The organism is Nonomuraea aurantiaca (genome assembly GCF_020215705.1).
In the GTDB taxonomy this organism is placed as follows: Bacteria; Actinomycetota; Actinomycetes; order Streptosporangiales; family Streptosporangiaceae; genus Nonomuraea; species Nonomuraea aurantiaca.
This window is the reverse complement of record NZ_JAIWNB010000007.1, coordinates 192,831-212,231: the sequence shown is the minus strand read 5'-3', so window position 1 is coordinate 212,231 and position 19,401 is coordinate 192,831. Positions and strand designations below refer to the sequence as shown.

At 69.5% G+C, this 19,401-nt stretch carries 17 protein-coding genes; 11 read left to right on the top strand and 6 right to left on the bottom strand.

All coding sequences use genetic code 11. The annotated features are described in order from the left end of the window. Positions 1-391 precede the first annotated feature (391 nt). Positions 392-1,138, top strand: coding sequence for a ThuA domain-containing protein (locus tag LDL49_RS19125; RefSeq protein WP_225292440.1), 747 nt, complete (start codon positions 392-394; stop codon positions 1,136-1,138). Beyond that, entirely contained in the window at positions 1,135-2,121 is a 987-nt protein-coding gene (locus LDL49_RS19120) for a Gfo/Idh/MocA family protein (RefSeq protein ID WP_225292439.1), read from the top strand. The genes LDL49_RS19125 and LDL49_RS19120 overlap by 4 nt, the downstream gene beginning before the upstream one ends. 269 nt (positions 2,122-2,390) lie before the next feature. Here LDL49_RS19120 and LDL49_RS19115 read toward each other — a convergent pair whose 3' ends face one another. From LDL49_RS19115 to LDL49_RS19105, 3 genes are read right to left on the bottom strand one after another with little or no spacing between them, the layout of a single operon-like run. Beyond that, positions 2,391-3,050: a response regulator gene (locus LDL49_RS19115; protein ID WP_225292438.1), complete on the bottom strand. Its 660-nt coding sequence runs from the start codon at positions 3,048-3,050 to the stop codon at positions 2,391-2,393. Further along, a complete protein-coding gene (locus LDL49_RS19110; RefSeq protein WP_225292437.1) occupies positions 3,047-4,201 on the bottom strand; it encodes a sensor histidine kinase in 1,155 nt (384 codons plus the stop codon). The genes LDL49_RS19115 and LDL49_RS19110 overlap by 4 nt, the downstream gene beginning before the upstream one ends. After that, positions 4,198-5,031, bottom strand: a complete 834-nt coding sequence (locus LDL49_RS19105) for a CPBP family intramembrane glutamic endopeptidase (RefSeq protein ID WP_225292436.1) — start codon at positions 5,029-5,031, stop codon at positions 4,198-4,200. Before LDL49_RS19105 ends, LDL49_RS19110 begins: the two co-directional genes overlap by 4 nt. A 248-nt stretch (positions 5,032-5,279) precedes the next feature. Here LDL49_RS19105 and LDL49_RS19100 point away from each other — a divergent pair, with 248 nt between their 5' ends. The 3 genes from LDL49_RS19100 to LDL49_RS56990 are packed head-to-tail and all read left to right on the top strand — an operon-like array spanning position 5,280 to position 7,179. After that, positions 5,280-6,230 (top strand): alpha/beta hydrolase, encoded by a 951-nt coding sequence (locus tag LDL49_RS19100; protein WP_225292435.1) that lies wholly within the window; start codon positions 5,280-5,282, stop codon positions 6,228-6,230. A gap of 23 nt (positions 6,231-6,253) precedes the next feature. Continuing rightward, complete coding sequence (locus LDL49_RS19095; RefSeq protein WP_225292434.1) at positions 6,254-7,003, top strand: SDR family oxidoreductase; 750 nt, start codon at positions 6,254-6,256, stop codon at positions 7,001-7,003. A 53-nt stretch (positions 7,004-7,056) separates the two neighbouring features. Continuing rightward, positions 7,057-7,179 (top strand): hypothetical protein, encoded by a 123-nt coding sequence (locus tag LDL49_RS56990; RefSeq protein ID WP_263655231.1) that lies wholly within the window; start codon positions 7,057-7,059, stop codon positions 7,177-7,179. Between the two features lie 63 nt (positions 7,180-7,242). Here LDL49_RS56990 and LDL49_RS19090 read toward each other — a convergent pair whose 3' ends face one another. From LDL49_RS19090 to LDL49_RS19080, 3 genes are read right to left on the bottom strand one after another with little or no spacing between them, the layout of a single operon-like run. Then, positions 7,243-7,860 (bottom strand): 3-oxoacid CoA-transferase subunit B, encoded by a 618-nt coding sequence (locus LDL49_RS19090; protein WP_225292433.1) that lies wholly within the window; start codon positions 7,858-7,860, stop codon positions 7,243-7,245. A 2-nt stretch (positions 7,861-7,862) separates the two neighbouring features. Then, a complete protein-coding gene (locus LDL49_RS19085) occupies positions 7,863-8,531 on the bottom strand; it encodes a 3-oxoacid CoA-transferase subunit A (protein WP_225292432.1) in 669 nt (222 codons plus the stop codon). Beyond that, the gene (locus LDL49_RS19080; protein WP_225292431.1) at positions 8,528-9,709 is read right to left on the bottom strand and encodes a thiolase family protein; all 1,182 of its coding nucleotides are present in this window, start codon (positions 9,707-9,709) and stop codon (positions 8,528-8,530) included. Before LDL49_RS19080 ends, LDL49_RS19085 begins: the two co-directional genes overlap by 4 nt. Before the next feature lie 70 nt (positions 9,710-9,779). On the opposite strand from LDL49_RS19080, the gene LDL49_RS19075 reads away from it, so the two are divergent. The 6 genes from LDL49_RS19075 (at position 9,780) to LDL49_RS19050 (ending at position 19,377) form a co-directional block, all read left to right on the top strand. Further along, complete coding sequence (locus LDL49_RS19075; protein ID WP_225292430.1) at positions 9,780-10,673, top strand: LysR substrate-binding domain-containing protein; 894 nt, start codon at positions 9,780-9,782, stop codon at positions 10,671-10,673. Positions 10,674-10,771: 98 nt separating this feature from the next. Continuing rightward, on the top strand, positions 10,772-11,041 hold the full coding sequence (locus tag LDL49_RS19070) for a GlsB/YeaQ/YmgE family stress response membrane protein (RefSeq protein WP_225292429.1): 270 nt from the start codon (positions 10,772-10,774) through the stop codon (positions 11,039-11,041). 182 nt (positions 11,042-11,223) lie between these two features. Then, on the top strand, positions 11,224-12,684 hold the full coding sequence (locus LDL49_RS19065; protein ID WP_225292428.1) for an LCP family glycopolymer transferase: 1,461 nt from the start codon (positions 11,224-11,226) through the stop codon (positions 12,682-12,684). A 149-nt stretch (positions 12,685-12,833) separates the two neighbouring features. Further along, positions 12,834-14,696 (top strand): CASTOR/POLLUX-related putative ion channel, encoded by a 1,863-nt coding sequence (locus LDL49_RS19060; protein ID WP_225292427.1) that lies wholly within the window; start codon positions 12,834-12,836, stop codon positions 14,694-14,696. Between the two features lie 311 nt (positions 14,697-15,007). After that, positions 15,008-15,856 carry an SGNH/GDSL hydrolase family protein gene (locus LDL49_RS19055; RefSeq protein ID WP_225292426.1) on the top strand — a complete coding sequence of 283 codons (849 nt, stop codon included), beginning with the start codon at positions 15,008-15,010 and terminating at the stop codon, positions 15,854-15,856. A gap of 395 nt (positions 15,857-16,251) precedes the next feature. Further along, positions 16,252-19,377 carry an amidohydrolase family protein gene (locus LDL49_RS19050; RefSeq protein ID WP_225292425.1) on the top strand — a complete coding sequence of 1,042 codons (3,126 nt, stop codon included), beginning with the start codon at positions 16,252-16,254 and terminating at the stop codon, positions 19,375-19,377. Positions 19,378-19,401 lie beyond the last annotated feature (24 nt).

Below are 19,401 nucleotides of genomic sequence, written 5' to 3'. Positions count from 1 at the left end.
TGCCTACAGCCTGCCCGCCGAGCGCCGGTTGTGCCGCGATCTCGATGAGCATGGCGGTCTCGGGCCGTAGCGTGGGCAGCCGCACCCCGACCGTGCCGAGCGTCGCACCGCTGAGCAGGCCCGGACGGCCCGCTGGAGCAGGCGCCGGCCGCGAGCGACCTGGAGTGGACGCCGATGTCGGAGGTCTTCGTCATCCTGACCTTTCTTCGCTATGTCATCGGATGTCTCAAGTGAAGATCATCGCAATGGCGAAAGCGGACTCACTTGCACAAGTCTCACGATGTGAGACCTTTTACCTTGCTGGAGGCCAGGCGTTGTGCCGAGAGTCACCCCATCTTAATATGCAGAAGCCTTGCATATAGAGAGGCAGACTCACAGAAACATCGGATGGGTGCGCGAACGAATGAACGTGACCGTGTGGAACGAGTTCTATGAGGAGCGGACGTATCCCAGCGTCTCGTCGGTGTATCCCGACGGGCTGCACGTCGTGCTCGGGCAGGCGCTGGCCGAACACCTCGGCCCCGAGGCACATGTACGCGTCGCGCTCCAGGAGGAGCCCGAGCACGGTCTGACCCAGGCCGTACTCGACGACACCGACGTCCTGCTCTGGTGGGGCCACCTCAAGCACAACGAGGTCAGTGACGAGGTCGTCGAGCGGGTCAGGCGGCGGGTGCTCGACGGCATGGGCCTGCTCATCCTGCACTCCGCCATCGAGTCGAAGGTCGCCCAGACCCTGCTGGGCACCTCCTGCAAGATCGCCAGCTGGCGGCACGACGACAGTGAGCTGCTCTGGACGATCCTGCCCGGCCACGACATCGTCCGCGGCGTCCCCAACCCGGTCGTCATCCCCAAGGGCGAGATGTACGGCGAGCCGCTCGACATCCCCGAGCCGGACGAGCTCGTCTTCATCAGCTCGTACGAGGGCGGCGAGGTGCTGCGCAGCGGCTGCGCATGGCAGCGGGGCAAGGGCCGGATCTTCTTCTTCGCCCCCGGCCACGAGGAGTCCCCGATCTACTTCCAGCCCGAGATCAGGCGCGTGCTGGCCAACGCGGTCCAGTGGGCGACACCGCCCGCCCAGCCCCAGCCGAAGATCACCAGGAAGGGCGAATGGCCGCGGAACTGGTGGGCCGAGGCATGACCGACCTGATCCAGATCGGCCTGGGCCCCTGGGGGCTCGACTGGGCCGCGAAGATCCTCCCGCAGCTCCCCGACGTCCAGGTGACCGGCTGGGTGGACGCCTCCCCCGAGGCACGAGCCGCGTTCACCGCCAAGACCGGCCGCGACAACGTGTTCGCCACCGTTGAGGAGGCGCTGCAGGCCACCGGTGCCGTGGCCGCTATCGCGCCGGTCGCGATCGGCGCGCACGCGGCCGTCGCCCGGCAGGTCCTGGAGGCCGGCGCGCATCTGCTGCTGGAGAAGCCGTTCACCCTGGACGCCGCGACCGCCAGGGAGCTCGCCGGCCTCGCCGAACGAAAGGGCCTGGTCTTCGGCATCGACCAGAACTACCGGATCTTCCCCGGCGCCCCGGTCGTCCACGACCTGCTCGACCGGCGAGCCGTCGGCGCCGTCCGCCGGGTCTCGCTCGAATGGCACCGCGACCACGCCGGTGTCCGCGACGCCAACTCCCTGGTCGAGCTGGCCATCCACCACTTCGACCTGATGCGGTACCTGTTCGGGCGGGAGGGGGTGGCGATCACCTGCGTGCCGGTCACGCCCGTACGCTCGGCCCAGGACCGCACCCCCGGGGCCAGCCTCATCGTCGAGCTGGACGGCGGGCTCACGATCGACTACGTCCTGTCCAGCCAGGGGGTCGGCCCGCAGACGCCGTGGCCCGGCGTGTGGCGGATCTCCGGCGACGAGGGGCTGCTGACGTGGGGGGCCGCGCCGGACGACCACCGGGCCGTGTCGATCACCGACGCGGCCGGGAACGTACGCGCGGTCGAGGTGACCGAGCTGCCGCTGTTCGAGCGGGCCGGGGTGCTGCGCGCGTTCGTCGACGCCGTGGCGGGCACCGGTGAGCCGACCTCGCCCGCCGCCGACAACGCGCACAGCGTCGCGATGCTGGAGGCAGCGCTGACCTCCGCCCGTACCGGGGAGCGGACGAGGGTCGAACAATGGTGACCTCCGCCCGTACTTGGGCAGCGGACGAGGGCCGAGCGACGGTCACGCCCTGGACGCCGTAGACCTTGGCGGAAGAAGATCGCTTACCTGGCGGTCAACCAGCGCGAATGGTCGCCTGTCCTGGCCAGGGTGACCTTCGGGCGGCCCGAGGGCTCCGCCCGGATCGCCAGGTACATGGCCGCGACCGCGTTCATATTTGACGGCCTTTTCGTTAAGCGAAATGCACAACTGTTTATATTCGTTCATCGTCATATGCGTGATGGCCGCGCTCAGGTCACCAAGCCCCTGCGGTAGGCGTAGACCACGGCCTGCACGCGGTCACGCAGGTCGAGTTTGGTGAGGATACGCGACACGTACGTCTTGACGGTTTCCTGGCTGATCACCAAGGTCGCGGCGATCTCGCTGTTGGACAGGCCGTCGGCGATGAGGCGCAGCACCTCCAGTTCGCGCGGGGTCAGCGCGATGCCGTCCGGGGTGTCCTCGGCGGGACGGATCCTCGACGCGTACCTGCCGACGAGCCGCCGCGTCACCTCGGGGGCCAGCAGCGCGGCGCCCGTCGCGACGGTGCGGATGCCGTTCAGCAGCTGCGCCGGTGGGGCGTCCTTGAGCAGGAACCCGCTGGCGCCCGCGCGCAGCGCCTCGTACACGTACTCGTCCAGGTTGAACGTGGTCACCACGAGCACCTTGACCGGATCCGCCACCCCGGCGCCGGCCAGCAGGCGGGTCGCCTCGATCCCGTCGAGCACCGGCATCCGTACATCCATCACCACCATGTCCGGCTTCAGCCGGCGGGCGAGCTCGACCGCGGCGCGGCCGTCCCCGCACTCCCCCACCACCTCGAGGTCGGGCTGCGCACCGATGATCGTCGCGAACCCGGTACGGATCAGCGCTTGGTCGTCGCAGATCAGGACCCGAACCGGCGCGCTCACGACGGGCTCCCCGCGGGGACGCGGGCCCGCACGACGAAGCCACCGCCCGCCGACCGGTCCGTGCTGAACTCGCCCCCCAGGGCGTCGACCCGCTCGCGGAGCCCGGCAAGACCCCTCCCGCTTCCCCCCGGAGAGCCGCTCCGTGAGCCGGAGCCGTCGGTGCTGACCTCCACGCTGATCTCCTTCTGGCCATAGCGCACGCGGACCACGGTGCGGCTGCCGTGGGCGTATTTGAGGGCGTTCGTCAGAGCCTCCTGCACGACCCTGTAGGTCACGAACTCGGCGCTGCCGGCCGACTCCGCCGGCCGGCCCTCCTCGGTGAACTCCACCGGCTGCCCGGCCTGACGCGTCTGCTCCACGAGCGTGTGAAGTTCGACGACGGACGGCGTCCTGACGTCGGTGTCGTGGCCGGGGTTGAGCAGGTCGAGCAGGTGCCGCAGGTCGGCGATGGCCCGCCGGCCGGTGTCGGTGACGGCGCTCAGGGTCGCGTCGAGGCGATCGGGTACGGCGGTCAGGTAGCGTGCCGCCTCGGCCTGTACGACCATCGCCGTCACGTGGTGAGTCACGACGTCGTGGAGCTCGCGGGCGATCCGGGTCCGCTCGGCGGCGCGAGTGGCCTCGGCGACGTGGCGGCGGAGCTCGGCCTCGGCGGCCCGGCTGGAGCGCAGCCAGGCCCCGGCGCCCCAGGCGAGGACCAGCGTCAGGTAGAACAGCACGAATCCTTCCGGCCTCTCGGTCCCGCCGGGCCGGTCGAGCGCCACCGCCAGCGGAACGTACGCCACGGAGAGGAGGGCCGCGAGGACGCGACGGTGACGCTCCAGATGCGCGCCCGCGCTCATCAGCGCGATGGGCAGCCCGGTACCCGCCGGCGCGTGGTAGCCGCGCAGCTGGTCGAGTGCGAAGCCGAGCGATACCAGGACGAGGCAGACGGCCGGCCACCGTCGGCGCACGGCCAGTGGAAGGCTCTGGAGGGCGACCGCCACGACGGCCAGCGCGTCGAAGGGGCGGAGCGGCACGTCGCCCACCTGCGTCCCGGCACTCTGCAACGCCGGCAGGAACGACGTGACGGCCAACAGCAGCGCCAACGGAGAATCCCGGACCGTGACGTCACACCGCCGCCACAGATCCGGGACCCGATGGAGACCGATCACTGGGAGAGCGTAGCGGTCGTGCCGGGCCGGGCGCCGCGCCGGCGAGGGACCAGGTTGCCGCGACGGCGGGCCAGCCACATGAACACGATCGTCATCAGCACACAGAAGGCGACCGAGTACGGACTTCCCTCCGGCCCGAAGTCGCCACCGGTGAGCAGGGCCGGACCTGACGTCACCCCGTGCAGCAGCCCTTCCGTCGCGCCGTTGCCGGAGACCTCGGTGCTGAAGATGCCGGCCGCGGCGAAGTTCCAGCCGAAGTGCAGGCCGATCGGCACCCACAGGGTGCGGGTGGCGACGTACGCCGCGGCGAGCATGCCACCACCCTCGATCGCGATGGCGAGCGCGCCCCACAGGCTGGCATGCTGGTTGAACAGGTGCGACATGCCGAACACCAGGGCCGTCAGCACCAGCGCCATCCACGTGCCGGTACGTTCCTCGACGATCCGGAACAGGATGCCGCGAAAGAGCAGCTCCTCCGTCACGGCGGCGGCGGCCATGAAGCCGACCAGCGCGACCGCGCCCGCCACCGAGCCGCCCCCGTCGATCCGGTAGCCGCCCATGAAGGCGATGTTCACGATGACGGCCGAGAACAGCCCGATACCGATCAGCACCCCTCGGCCGACGGCGGTGGCGGCGCCTTTCGCGGCCACCTCCACCGGCTCGCGGCGTTCGGACCACCGGACGACCCGGGCGTACACGAACACCGCGAGCACGGCTGTCGCGACACCGATGACCAGGGTGAGAAACCTGTTCCCCTGCACCGCGCCCACGCCCAGGCTGCCGACGAAGGCGACCACCGCGACGGCCACGAGCTGCTTCAACAGTCGCATGATGACTCCTCTGCGAGATTCCGCGACCAGGACGCCGCGGCTACGCCGAGAACGCTAGGGATCCGACGACCTGGAATCGTCACCGCGCAGTGGACACTCGCGGGTAGCTCGCACGGGGGACAGACGCCACGCCGTCTCGGGCTCAGTCGCTCTGTGCCTGGTCACGATGACCGTGCGTTCACCCCCCCGGATAGCGGGTACGTCAGCCCGGGGGGCTCGAGCATCCATGACGACAAAGGGGACGTCTCATGACTGAGCACATCCTGGAGCCGGCGGCGCAGGAGATCGCGGACGCGACCTCGAAGCCCCCGTTCCTCTACGAGCTGGGCCCCGAGGGCGCCCGGAAGGTCCTGGACGACATCCAGGCCGCCCCGATCGACAAGCTCGACGTCGAGGAGAAGTGGATCACCGTACCGGCCGAGGTCGGGGACGTGCGGGTCCGCATCGTCAAGCCGCCGGGCACCACCGGCACGCTGCCCGTCGTCCTGTACGTCCACGGCGGCGGCTGGATCCTCGGCAACGCCGGCACGCACGACCGGCTCGTCCGCGAGCTGGCCGTCGGGGCGAAGGCCGCCGTGGTCTTCGTCGAGTACGAGCGCTCGCCGGAGGCGCGTTACCCGGTGGCGATCGAGCAGGCGTACGCCACGGCCCGCTGGATCACCCGGGACGGGGCCTCCGAGGGGCTCGACGCCGCACGCCTCGCGGTCGCGGGCGACTCCGTCGGCGGCAACATGACGGCCGCCCTGGCCATCCTGGCCAAGCAGCGTGGCGACGTGACGTTCGTCCACCAGTCGCTCTACTACCCGGTCACGGACGCCGCCCAGGACACCGGCAGCTACCGGGAGTTCGCCAACGGGCCCTTCCTGACGGCGAAGGCCATGGCCTGGTTCTGGGACGCGTACCTGCCGGACCACGACAGGCGCGCGGAGATCACCGCCTCGCCGCTGCGGGCGAGCCTGGAGGACCTCACCGGGTTGCCCGAGGCGTTCGTGATCGTGGACGAGAACGACGTGCTGCGGGACGAGGGCGAGGCGTACGCGCGCAAGCTCGTGGCGGCCGGGGTGCGTACGACGAGCCTGCGCTACAACGGCATCCTGCACGACTTCATGATGCTCAACCCGCTCCGGCAGACCGCCGCGACCACGGGCGCCGTCGAGCAGGCCATCCAGGTCCTGCGCAAGGCCCTCGGCACGACCTGACACTCTCAGGACAGGGAGTGATCATGGGATCTCTCGACGGGAAGACGGCCGTCGTCACCGGCGGCACCACCGGTATCGGCCTGGCCACGGCGCGGCGGTTCGCCGCCGACGGCGCCAAGGTGTTCATCACCGGCCGGCGCAAGGACGCCCTGGATGCCGCGGTCACGGAGATCGGCGGTGCCGCCACCGGCGTCCAGGCCGACAGCGCGAACCTGGCAGACCTGGACCGTCTGTACGCGGCCGTCGCGGACGAGGGCCGCCGTATCGATGTGCTGTTCGCCAATGCCGGCGGCGGGGAGTTCGCCAGACTGGAGGAAGTCACCGAAGCGCACTATTACGCGACGTTCGACAGCAACGTCAAAGGCGTGCTGTTCACCGTGCAGAAGGCGTTGCCGCTGCTCAACGACGGCGCCTCCGTGATCCTGACCGGATCCACCGCGGGCTCCGTGGGCAACGAGGCCTTCGGCGTCTACGGCGCTTCCAAGGCCGCGGTGCGGTCCTTCTCCCGCACCTGGGCCAACGAGCTCAGCGGCCGGGGCATCAGGGTCAACACCATCGCTCCCGGCCCCATCGACACCCCGGGAATCACCGGCCTGGCCGCCGACGAGGACGAGGACCGGCAGCTTCGGGACCACCTGACCAGCACCGTCCCGCTCGGCCGGATGGGGCGGCCGGAGGAGGTCGCAGCCGTCGCGGCCTTCCTCGCCTCACCGGAGAGCGGCTTCGTCACCGGCATCGAGCTGTTCGTCGACGGCGGAGCCAACCAGGTCTGAGACAAACCGCTGCCGATGCGCGCACGCGCGTGTCGGCAGCGACACATGCTGCGGTGACGTGGCTCCCCACCGAGCAGGTGCCATCGGGAGTACGCGTCCACCACGCGCGGCACCGGTCGACTACCTCGACGCTCACCGGGAGCTGGTACGGCTGGAGCGGCCGGGTCGAGTGGTGATCCGCAAGGCCACTCAGTGCCGGATCAGCCCCGCGGTAGGCCATGAGGATGTGGTGGGAATGCTCAAACGGCCAGCCTGTCGCGGAGCTCGTCGGCCGTGATCCCGAAGGTCTCCCGCACCGTCGCCCCGCCCGGGCCGACATCGATGACGGCGACGTCGGTGTAGACGCGGCTGACGCAGCCGATGCCCGTCAGCGGATAGGTGCAGGTGGGCACCAGCTTCGACCGGCCCTGCTTGTCGAAGAGCGTCATCATCACGAAGACCTGCTTGGCGCCGATCGCCAGGTCCATCGCGCCGCCGACGGCGGGGATGTCGCCGGGCTTGCCCGTGTGCCAGTTGGCCAGGTCGCCGGTGACCGAGACCTGGAAGGCGCCCAGCACGCACACGTCGAGGTGGCCGCCGCGCATCATGGCGAAGGAGTCGGCGTGGTGGAAGTAGGACGCGCCGGGGAGTTCGGTCACCGGGACCTTGCCGGCGTTGATGAGGTCCGGGTCGATCTGGTCGCCGGTCGCCGCGGGGCCCATGTTGAGCATGCCGTTCTCGGTGTGCAGGACGACCCCGGAGTCGCGGGGAAGATGGTCGGCGACCTTGGTGGGCTGCCCGATGCCGAGGTTGACGTAGGAGCCGGGCGGGATGTCGCGGGCGACGATCGCGGCGAGTTCGTCGGTGGACAGGGGCATGATCAACACGCTTCCTGGACGATTCGGTGAACGTAGATGCCGGGGGTGACCACGGCCTCGGGGTCGAGACCTCCGACGGGGACGACCTCGCGTACCTGCGCGATCGTTGTCGCGGCGGCGGTGGCCATGATGGGGCCGAAGTTGCGGGCGGTCTTGCGGTAGACGAGGTTGCCCATCGTGTCGGCGCGATGGGCGCTGATCAGCGCGACATCCCCCTTGATCGGATATTCCAGGACGTGGACGCGGCCGTCGATGGTCCGGGTCTCCTTGCCTTCGGCCAGCGAGGTGCCCGCGCCGGTCGGGCAGTAGAACGCGCCGATGCCCGCGCCGGCGGCGCGTATCCGCTCGGCGAGGTTGCCCTGGGGCACGACCTCAAGCTCGATCTTCCCGGCGCGGTAGAGCCCGTCGAAGACGTGCGAGTCGGTCTGCCGCGGGAAGGAGCAGATCACCTTCCGTACGCGGCCGGCCTGGAGCAGCGCGGCCAGCCCCACCTCGCCGTTGCCGGCGTTGTTGGACACGACGGTGAGCTCCTTGGCGCCCTGCCGGATCAGCGCGTCGATGAGGTCGAACGGCATCCCGGCCAGGCCGAAACCACCGACGAGGACAGTGCTGCCGTCCTCGATGCCGCTGACCGCCTCGTCGGCGCTGTCCAGGATCCGCGCCCGGCTCACGCTGCCACCGCCAGGTTCTCCAGGACCACGGCCAGGCCCTGGCCGACGCCGATGCAGATCGCGGCGACACCCCACCGCTCGCGGCGCTCCCGCAGCACCCCGGCGAGGGTGCCGAGGACGCGGCCGCCGCTGGCGCCGAGCGGATGACCGATCGCGATCGCGCCGCCCCGGGTGTTGACGATCTCCGGGTCGATGCCCCAGGCGTCGACGCACACGAGCGACTGTACGGCGAAGGCCTCGTTGAGTTCGACCGCGCCGACCTGGTCCCAGCCGATTCCGGCGCGGGCGAGGGCACGTTCGGCGGCCTCGACGGGGGCGTACCCGAACTCCTGCGGATCGAGCGCGGAGGCGCCACGACCCGCGATGCGGGCGAGCGGTTCGATGCCGAGCCGATCCGCGGCGGCGGGCGAGCCGAGCAGGAGGGCGGAGGCGCCGTCGCTGAGCGGCGAGGCGTTGCCGGCGGTGATGGTGCCGTCTGGGCGGAAGCTCGGTTTGAGTGCGGCGAGTTGTTCGGGCGAGGAGTCGGAGCGGACGCCCTCGTCGCGGGCCAGCCCTCCGGCGGGGACGGCCAGGTTGTCGTAGAAGCCCTCGGCCCAGGCGGCCGTGGCCAGCCGGTGGGAGCGCAGGGCGAAGGCGTCCTGCCGCTCCCGCGTGACGGCGTGCTTCTCGCGGAGTTGCTCGTTGGCCTCACCGAGCGAGACGGTCCACTCCTTGGGCATGCGGGGGTTCACCAGTCGCCAGCCGAGCGTCGTCGAGACCGCGGTGAGGTCGCCGGGCGGGAAGCCTCTGGACGGCTTGGGCAGCACCCAGGGCGCGCGGGTCATCGACTCGACTCCGCCGGCCAGGACGATGTCGGCGTCGCCGGTCTCGATCGCGCGGGAGCCGATCATCGCCGCGTCGAGGCTGGAGCCGCACAGCCGGTTGACGGTGGTGCCCGGCACGCTGGTCGGCAGCCCGGCGAGCAGGGCGGCCATCCGGCCGACGTTGCGGTTGTCCTCTCCCGCGCCGTTGGCGTTACCCCAGACGACCTCGTCGATCGCGGCCGGGTCGAGCTCCGGCACCCGGTCCAGGAGCCCGGTGATGACGCGCGCCGACAGGTCGTCCGGCCGTACGTCTGACAGGGCGCCGTTGAACCGGCCGAAGGGGGTCCGGACGGCGGAGTAGAGGTAGCAGGCCATGTCTCAAGGCTAAGGACCGAGCTTGATACTGTGAAATATCAATATTCAGCCCTATTGAGACGCGACACCTATGGATCTGCGTCATCTGCGGTACTTCGTGGCCGTCGCCGAGGAGCTTCACTTCGGGCGTGCCGCCGAGCGGCTCCACATGGCCCAGCCACCTCTGTCGCAGGCGATCCGCCGGCTCGAGGACGATCTGGGCGTGGAACTCCTCCATCGGACCACGCGCCGGGTCGGCCTCACCGACGCGGGCCGCGACTACCTGGCCCGGGCCCGCCGGATCCTCGACGCGGTGGACGAGGCGGCACACGAGGCCCGCCGGATCGCGGCCGGCGCGGTCGGCCATCTCGCGATCGGCTGCGTGGGCTCGGCGACCTACAGCCTGCTGCCCGCGCTCTCCCGCGGCCTGTCCCACGAGCTGCCGGGCGTCGACTTCTCCTTCCGCGGCGAGATGCTGGTGCCCGACCAGGTGGCCGCGCTGCGGACCGGCGCGATCGACGTGGCGCTGCTGCGCCCGCCGATCGCCGATCTCTCGCTCACTGTTCTGCCGCTGCGACGGGAGCGGCTCGTCGTCGCGGTACCCGCTGAGGGTCCTCTGGCCGCCCAGCGGCAGGTGGCGATCACCGACCTGACGGACACCGGCCTCATCGTCCATTCCGCGGACCGCCGCTCGGTGATGTACGACGTCGTCCTCGGGCTGTTCCGCGATGCCGGCGTCGAGCCCCGGATCCGTCACGAGGTCGGCGAGACCTCCACCCTGATCACGCTGGTCGCGGGCGGGCTCGGCGCGGCCGTCGTCCCCGAACCGGTGACGGCCCTCGCATTGGAAGGCGTCGCCTTCCGACCGCTGACCCCTCCCGCGGCCGTCGACCTGGCGGTCGCCCATCGGGCCGACCGCGCCGAACCCCACCTCATCCGCGCCGTCTCCGCCGTCCAGCGAATCGTCTGCGGTCATTACACCTAGGGCGAAGAAGGCCGCCCACCGCGCCCACCGATTGAGGAACCCTCTCCAGGAGGTGGTTCGTTGCCCGGACAGATCGCCGACCCATCGGGAGTCTCAGTATGGAAGTCACCGGCATCATCTCCGGACTCATCATCGGCATCGTCATCGGCGCGCTGGGACGGCTCGTCGTCCCCGGACGCCAGCGCATCCCCATCTGGCTGACCATCGTGATCGGCGTCGTCGCGGCGCTCGTGGGCACCGCCCTCGCCGCCGCGCTCGGCGTGGCCGACACCCGCGGCATCGACTGGATCGAGCTCGGCATCCAGGTCGCCCTGGCCGCGCTGGGCGTCTCGCTGACAGTCGGCATGTACGGCAGACGCGGCAGATAGCGCGTCCCGGCCACGGGTTGTGCCCGTGGCCGTTCGGCGGCTGCGCCTCGGCGCAGCCGCCGAAATCGCGTCCCGGCAGCCCGTCGCGCCAGAGGTCCATTGATCGAGTACGTCACCCCAAGCGAGGGGATTTGCTACATTCCCTGCGCAATGAGGCAAATTTTGCCTATGGGGGAGGTTGGATGCGCAGGTGGACTGCTCCATCCGTGATCGGCTGGACACTCGCCTCGGTCGTCGTGCCGGGCATCGTGCACCTGCGGGCGGGCCGCAAGCGTACCGGCATGATCATGATGGGTATTTTCGGCGTGCTGCTGATCGGTGCCGTGATCGCGCTGATCAACCGTAACGCGCTGGCCGGCCTGTTGCTCGATCCGACCTGGCTGGCCGTGCTCACCGGGCTGTGCGTGGCAGCCGGGCTGGCCTGGGCCGGGGTCGTGATCAGCTCGTACATCGTGCTGCGACCTGCCCGGCTCGGCAAGTGGGGACAACTCGGTACGGCCACGGTCGCGGGCGTGCTGGCGGTGACCGTGGCGCTGCCTTTCGGGCTGGCCGCCACGACCGCCCGTACCTCTGACGACGCGATCGGCAGCGTCTTCAAGTCCTCACCGTCCAAGCCGATCGATCATCGGAACCCGTGGCAGGGACGCGATCGGCTCAACATCGCGCTGCTGGGCGGGGACGGCGCCGCCTCGCGCAAGGGCGTGAGCATCCGTACCGACAGCATCAACGTGGTCAGCATCGACGTCCGCACCGGCAACTCCGTGGTTCTGGCGCTGCCGCGCGAAATGGAGAACGCGCCGTTCGCGCCGGGATCCGCGCTGGCCAGGCGGTTCCCGCCGCCGAAGAACTTCTATTTGCCGCCGGCGCAGGGCCGCGGCTCGGCCGACCTGCTCAACGCGGTCTGGGCGTACGCCGACACGCATCCCGAGGTCGCCGGCCACTCCCCCGAACGCGCCCCGGAGGCCGTCAAGGGCACGCTCGGCCAGATCCTGGGCCTCAAGATCGACTACTACATGCTCGTCAACATGTGGGGCGTGGCACGCCTGATCGACGCTCTCGGCGGCGTCACCATCAACGTCGAGCAGGACGTCTGTTACGGCGTGGGCCGCTCCGACGGCGGCGTGGTCAAGGCCGGCACCCGTACCCTCGACGGCAACGAGGCCCTGTGGTACGGCAGGGCCCGCGACCATCCGGGCAGCACCTGCGCCGGCGCCGACAACCACACCCGCATGCTCCGCCAGCAGTGCGTGATGAGCGCCATGCTCAACCAGCTCAACCCGGGCAACGTGCTGTTGAAGTTCAACGCGTTGGCGAAGGCCGCCAAGGAGACCTTCCGCACCGACATCCCGCGCGATCTGCTGCAGGACCTGGTGCCGCTCGCTCAGCAGGTCAAGGGCGCCAAGGTGGCCAAGATGAACTTCGTACCACCCGCGTACAACCCGGCCTATCCCGACTACCCGCGCATCCGCAAGGCGGTGAGGGCCGCCATCGCACGCTCCGGCAAGGTGGTCCGCGCCCAGGCCGCGACCCCGTCTCCCACCAGTACGCCCACCACCACGCGATCGCCACGCCGGATCGCCCAGCAGTCCGACCGATTGGACACGCTGGACTCGGCATGCGCGCCCGCCAAGAAGAAGACCTAGCGCCCTCCTGTCTCCGGCGGGACATCGCTCCTTTGTTGGCGAGATGCAAGCGACGGCATAGAAGCAAGGGGACAATTGTGGCGATTGGTACCGTTCGTACATCCCTTACCGCCGCCGGCGAGAGGATGCCCCCAACGATGGGTTAGGTCATGGCCACACGACGAGAACGTCTGCGCTACCGGTTCGACAACAGCATGTCGAAGGGCACGCCCGCCCTCATCGGCTGGCTCGCACTCGTCACCGTCGTGATGGTTGTGATCTTCGCCGGTCTGTCCATAGTCTTCGCCGACAACGACGTCCACGACAGCTGGTACGACGCCCTCTGGGGCAGCCTCATGCGCGCCATGGACCCGGGCACCGTGGCGGGTGACAACGAGGGCAGCACGATCTTCACGATCCTCGGGTTCGCCGTCACGATCGGCGGCCTGCTCATCGTCTCCAGCCTGGTCGGCGTGCTCACCACCGGCTTGGACAACAAGCTGACCGAGTTGCGCAAGGGCCGGTCCCGCATCGTCGAGTCCGGCCACACGGTGCTGATCGGCTGGTCGGATCAGGTTTTCACGATCGTTCCCGAGCTGGTCGAGGCCAACGCCAGCGAGGCCAAGTCCTGCATCGCCATCCTCGGCGACGGCGACAAGCTGGAGATGGAGGAGGAACTGCGTGCGCGCGTCGGCGGCACCGGCAAGACCCGCGTCGTCGTACGCAGCGGCAGCACCACAGAACCGACCGATCTCGACCTGCTCAGCCTGGACACCGCCCGGTCCGTCATCGTCCTCTCCCCGGCGGGTGACGATCCGGACGCGCACGTCGTCAAGACGCTCCTCGGTCTGACCAACCGCAACTGGCGCCGCCGCCGGCCGCCGATCATCGCCGCGGTGACCGACACCGGCAACCGCGTCGCGGTCGAACTGGCCGCCAACGGGCACGCGCAGGTGGTCGACGCCGACGACATCGCCGCCCGGCTCATCGTGCAGACCTCCCGCCAGTCGGGCCTGTCGGTGGTGGTCACCGATCTGCTGGACTTCGGCGGCGACGAGATCTACATGCGGGCGGAGCCGAAGCTGACCGGCTTCCCGTACGGGGAGGCGCTGTTCGCGTACGAGACCGCCTCGCTGATCGGGATCCGGCGCGGCGACGGCTCGGTGGTCCTGAACCCGCCCATGGAGACCCAGGTCATGGCGGGTGACCAGATGATCGTGATCGCCGAGGACGACTCCACCGTCCGGCTCGTCCGCGGCTTCCCGCCCATCGTCGAGCAGGCGATCACCCATCCCGCCCGCGAGGCCGCGCCTCCGGAACGCACACTGATGCTCGGCTGGAACAGCCGCGCCCCGAAAATCGTCGCCGAGCTCGACCAGTACGTGGCACCCGGCTCGATCCTGAACGTGGCCGCCGCCGTCGACGAATCCGAGCTCGCGTTCGAGCTCCCCAACCTGGCCCTGAACGCCAAGGAGTGCGACACCACCGACCGGATCACGCTGGAGTCGCTGGAGCCGGGGATGTTCGACCACATCATCGTGCTGGCCGACGACCGGCTGGAGTCGCAGCACGCGGATTCACGCACGCTGGTGACGCTGCTGCACCTGCGCGACATAGCATCCCGCACCGGGCAGCGCTTCCCGATCGTCAGCGAGATGAACGACGACCGCAACCGCCGCCTGGCCCAGGTGACCAAGGCCGACGACTTCGTGGTCGGCACCAAGCTGATCAGCCTGCTGATGACCCAGCTGTCGGAGAACCCGCACCTGGGCGCGGTGTTCCGCTATCTCTTCGACGCCGACGGCTCGGAGATCTACCTCAAGCCCGCGACCGACTACATCCACCCTGGGATGACGGTCAGCTTCGCCACCGTCATCGCCTCCGCCCGAGCCCGCGGCGAGACCGCCATCGGCTACCGGCTGACGGTCGAGTCCACCGCCCCGCCCAACTACGGCGTGGTGCTCAACCCCGGCAAATCCGACCCCGTCACGCTCGGCCCGCGTGACCTGGTCATCGTCCTCGCCGAAGACTGACTCTCCGCTACGTCGGCTGGGAAGTCAGACGGCGGCCAAGGCGCTGGGGGGACCGCGTTCGTCCACGGCAAGGCGTCGAACCCGGAGGAAATCGCCCTGCACCAGCGCCTCAATGAGGCCATGCCCGATAAGAAGCCCGCCGTTATCGGCGGAGGCCGGAAAGCTGACACCGGAATTGACAAGCCTCGGCGGCGTCATATTTGCTCTGTGGCATCACCGCCATCCCTCAATGGGCCCATAAAGGGATGACTCGATCGACTGTTAGCGCTAACAGCTTCGATCCTCCCGCCATTGGGGTGAGAGGAGAAACCATGCGTAAGGTCCTTTTATCCATCGTAACTGCCCTGGTGACATCCCTGTCGCTGGCCGCCCCGGCCCCCGCCTCGGCCACCGTGATCGGCGCGACCGGGTGCGACGCCCGGGTCGCCAACGCGGCCGCGACCGCCCCCATGGCGACGACCACCGTCTGGATGGCCGGCGACTCGACCATGGCCAACCCCAGCGCCACCTGCCCCGTGGGCTGGGCCACCGAGTTCGACTCGCTGTTCCACAGCAACATCGTGGTCGACAACCTCGCCGTCGCCGGGCGCAGCATCCAGACCTGGCTCTACGAGGGGAACGTGACCTCCACCATCGGCTCGAACGGCGAGTGCGTCCTCAGCTCCACCACCTACTCCTCCCGGTGGCAGCAGATGCTCACCAACATGAAGGCCGGCGACTACCTGTTCATCCAGTTCGGCATCAACGACAGCTCGACGACCTGCCCGCGCCACGTGGGCACCGCCCGGTACCAGGCACTGATGACGATGATGGCCCAGGCGGCACAGGCCCGCGGCGCTCACCCGATCCTGCTCACCGCCGTCGCGGCCATCACCTGCTCGGGCGGCACCGCGGTCAAGAACCGCGGCTTCGTCTCCCAGACCACCGCCGCCGGCGCCGCCACCGGCTCGCCCGTCATCGACCTGCAGACCCTCAGCGTCGACTACTACAACTCCCTGGGCCTGTGCCCCAACAACGGCGACTACACCTCCGGGCCGGTCGGACAGTTCTTCTGCAACGACCACACCCACTTCGAGGCGTACGGCGCCCGGCGGATCGCCCGGCTGGTCACCGGCGCCCTGCGGACACAGAACATCCCGCTCGCCGGATCCCTGCTGTAACGCCTGCTGCCGAAACCCTGCCATGCCGGTGCTCACGAGGAGCGATCCCGTCCCACCAGCTCCTCTTGACCGATCCCGTTGACCAACGTATGCACATTCCTATGCACGTACTTTGGCCAAGCAGGTCCCACTGCCCTCAATGAGCACACCAGCCCGCCTCGGCAATGAGCCGCCGGCAGGCGGGTGGTGGCGATGATCAACCGGACGGATCCCGGCCGACAACGCATTTCGCCGCGGATCATGAACAGCGCGTCATCACGTTCAGCCGTTCGCTGACGCCTTCCTCGAAGGGGTCAGCTCGATGACTATCTGACCATGCGTGAATAGTGGAGTGGAAATCCCCGATGTCCCATTCGCCGGTTCCTCCCGACGCGTTCAGCTCCACCTCCGGATCAATGTCACGCCCGTCCCGCCGGGCCGTCTTGGCGGGCGGCGGTGCCGCCCTCGCCGCCGTGCTCACCCCGGCCGCACCGGCGAGAGCCGGTGCGGCGGGAAACACCGGTAGGACAGCCGTCGCCTCCGGCACCGACTTCGCCGTCGCGCCCTCGCCCGACGGCCGCCTGCTCGCCCTCGACCTGCTCGGCGTCCTGTGGGTCTGCTCCGCCTCCGGAGGCACCGCCCGCCGGCTCACCAGCGATCTGTACGACATCGCCCAGCCCGACTGGTCCCCGGACGGATCCACCATCGTGTTCCAGTCGTACCGCGACGGTGTCTTCAACCTGTGGACGATCCGGTCCGACGGGTCCGCGATCAAGCAGTTGACCACCGGCCCGTACGATCATCGCGAGCCCCGCTACAGCCCGGACGGGCGCACCATCGCCTACTCCTCCGATGCCGGGGGCAGCTACGGGATCCACCTGCTCGACGTCGCCACCGGAGCGACCCGCGTCCTGACCGACACCTCCGCCGAGGAGTACGAGCCGGCCTGGTCACCCGACGGGCGCAAGATCGCGTTCGTCGTCGCCGACACCAGGATCGACGTCATCGAGGTCGCCACCGGCACGCGCGGCACCGCGGTCACGGTCCCCGCCGGTCAGGTCATTCACCAGCCGTCCTGGCTGCCGAACGGCACCGACCTCGCCTACCACCTCTTCCACTCGGGTGCCAATGATCTGGCCGGCACCGCGGGCACCCTCGTCACCGGCGAGGAGGTCTTCCCGTTCCGTGCCCGGTTCGCCCCTGACGGGCGCTACTACTACACCTCCGCGGGCACCATCAAGGTCCGCCGCCTCAACTCCGCGTCCGCCGGCACGATCGGCTTCACCGCCGCGCTGACGACGACGACGCCGAAGTACAAGAAGCGGGTCCGCGTCTTCGACGAGCCAGGGTCGTTCCCCGTCGTCGGAATCGGCAGCCCGGCCGTGTCCCCGGACGGGTCCGCCATCGCCTTCCGCGCGCTCAACGACATCTACCTGATGCGCGTCGGTGGCACGCCGGAACCACTTTTCCGTGACCGCTGGTGGAAGGCCGACCCGGATTTCTCCCCGGACGGGCGGCAGCTGGCATTCGTCACCGACCGCACCGGCACCCTCAATATCTGGGTCCGTGACCTGAGCACCGGCGCCGACCGGCAGATAACCCGGCTGACCGACTCGGCCGCCCTGTCGGTCCGGTGGTCACCCGACGGGCGGGAGCTCGCCTACCTGGACCAGGACGGCGCCCTGTGGGTCGTGGACGTCTCCACCGGCGACATCCAGAAGATCTTCGACGCCACCTTCGAACCAGGCCGCCCGACCTGGTCACCCGACGGCAAGACGCTCGCGCTGGCCGCCGTGGTGCCGTACTCGCGACGCTACCGTGAGGGACTGTCCAAGATCCTGCTCGTCGACCGGGCCACGGGTGCCGGCACGTACATCGACCCCGCGCCACACCGATCCTTGCAGACCCGTGGCGACGACGGCCCCGTCTGGTCCCCTGACGGCACCATGCTCGCCTTCGCCATGGAATCGCTCCTGTGGGTCCTGCCCGTCGACAAGACCGGACGGCCCACCGGCAGCGCCCGTCAGGTCACCCGGGAGGTCTCCGACGCCCCTGTCTGGGCAGGCGGCTCGGCCACCCTCCTCTACCTGAACGAGGGACGTCTCAAGAGCGTGCGCCTCGACGGCAAGCCCGCCCGGTCGATTCCGATGCGGCTGACCTGGCGCAACGACACCGGCCCCGATCAGGTCGTCATTCACGCCGGCCGTATGTGGGACGGCGTCTCCAAGAGCGTCGTCCGCGACGTCGACATCATCGTACGAGGCCAGCGCATCGCCGCGATCGAGCCGCACCAGGACGGAAGGCCCGGCGCCCGGATCGACGCCCGCGACAGGTTCGTCATGCCTGGCCTGATCGACATCCACCATCACCGTGAGATGCAGGGCTACGCCTACGGATCGCGACAGGGTCCGCTGTGGCTCGCCCTGGGCATCACGACGACACGCTCACCTGGCTCACCCGCGTACCACATGGTCGAGGAGCGCGAGTCAGTGCAGTCCGGCGCCCGGCTCGCACCGCGCTACCTGGGCACGGGCGAGGCCATCGACGGGCCGCGCATCTACTACAACTTCATGCGCCCGACGTACTCTCACGACCAACTGCTGCTCGAACTGCGGCGAGCCGCCGCCCTCGACTACGACATGATGAAGTGCTACGTACGGCTACCGGTCATCTGGCACAAGGAGGTCATTGACTGGGCCCACCGCCAGGGCAAGCCGGTCAGCTCGCACTACCACTATCCGGCGATCGCCATGGGCGGCGACCAGACCGAGCACGTCGGCGCCACCAACCGGTTCGGCTACTCACGCACCGTCACGAACGTCGGCTCCGCCTACTCGGACGTCATCTCCATGTTCAACGCCTCGAAGATGGCCAGAACCCCCACCCTGTTCACCTCCTCGACCCTCTACAGGGACGACACCTCGCTGGTCACCGACGAACGAGTCCGCCGGCTCTACCCGAACTGGCGGATGGCCGCGCTGCGGGCGACGGTCACCACGGCCCAGACCGCCGACCCGACGGCGGTCCAGGTGATCCGGACGAACCTCGCCAACCAGGTCGCGCAGCTCACGGCGATGATCCGCGGCGGCGGCGTGGTCACCGCCGGCACCGACGCACCGATCGATCACCTCGGGATCAGCCTGCACATGAACCTGCGCGCCATGGTCAAGTACGGCCTGACCCCGCGGGAAACGCTCACCGCCGCGACCAGCACGTCCGGGATTTACCTCGGCCTCCCGCTGGGCAGGATCGCCAAGGGCATGTACGCCGACCTGGCCATCATCGACGGCGACCCGCTGTCCCGCATCGAGGACGCCGCCAACGTCACCGCCGTCGTCGTCGGCGGGAGACACCACACCATCGAGCAGCTCCTCGCGCCTTACCCGTCCTCCTCCGCCACCACCCAGGCGACACCCGCGGCCTCCGCGCCTTCCGGCAAGGTCAAGGACCGTGTCCCCGTCCACCAAAGCACGGCGAGCCACTGGTGGAACGAGCCCGCCGAGCTCGAGGCAGCCCGAGTCGCCTGCTGCCACGACCACTGAGCGGCGGTCAGTGCTTGTGGTCGA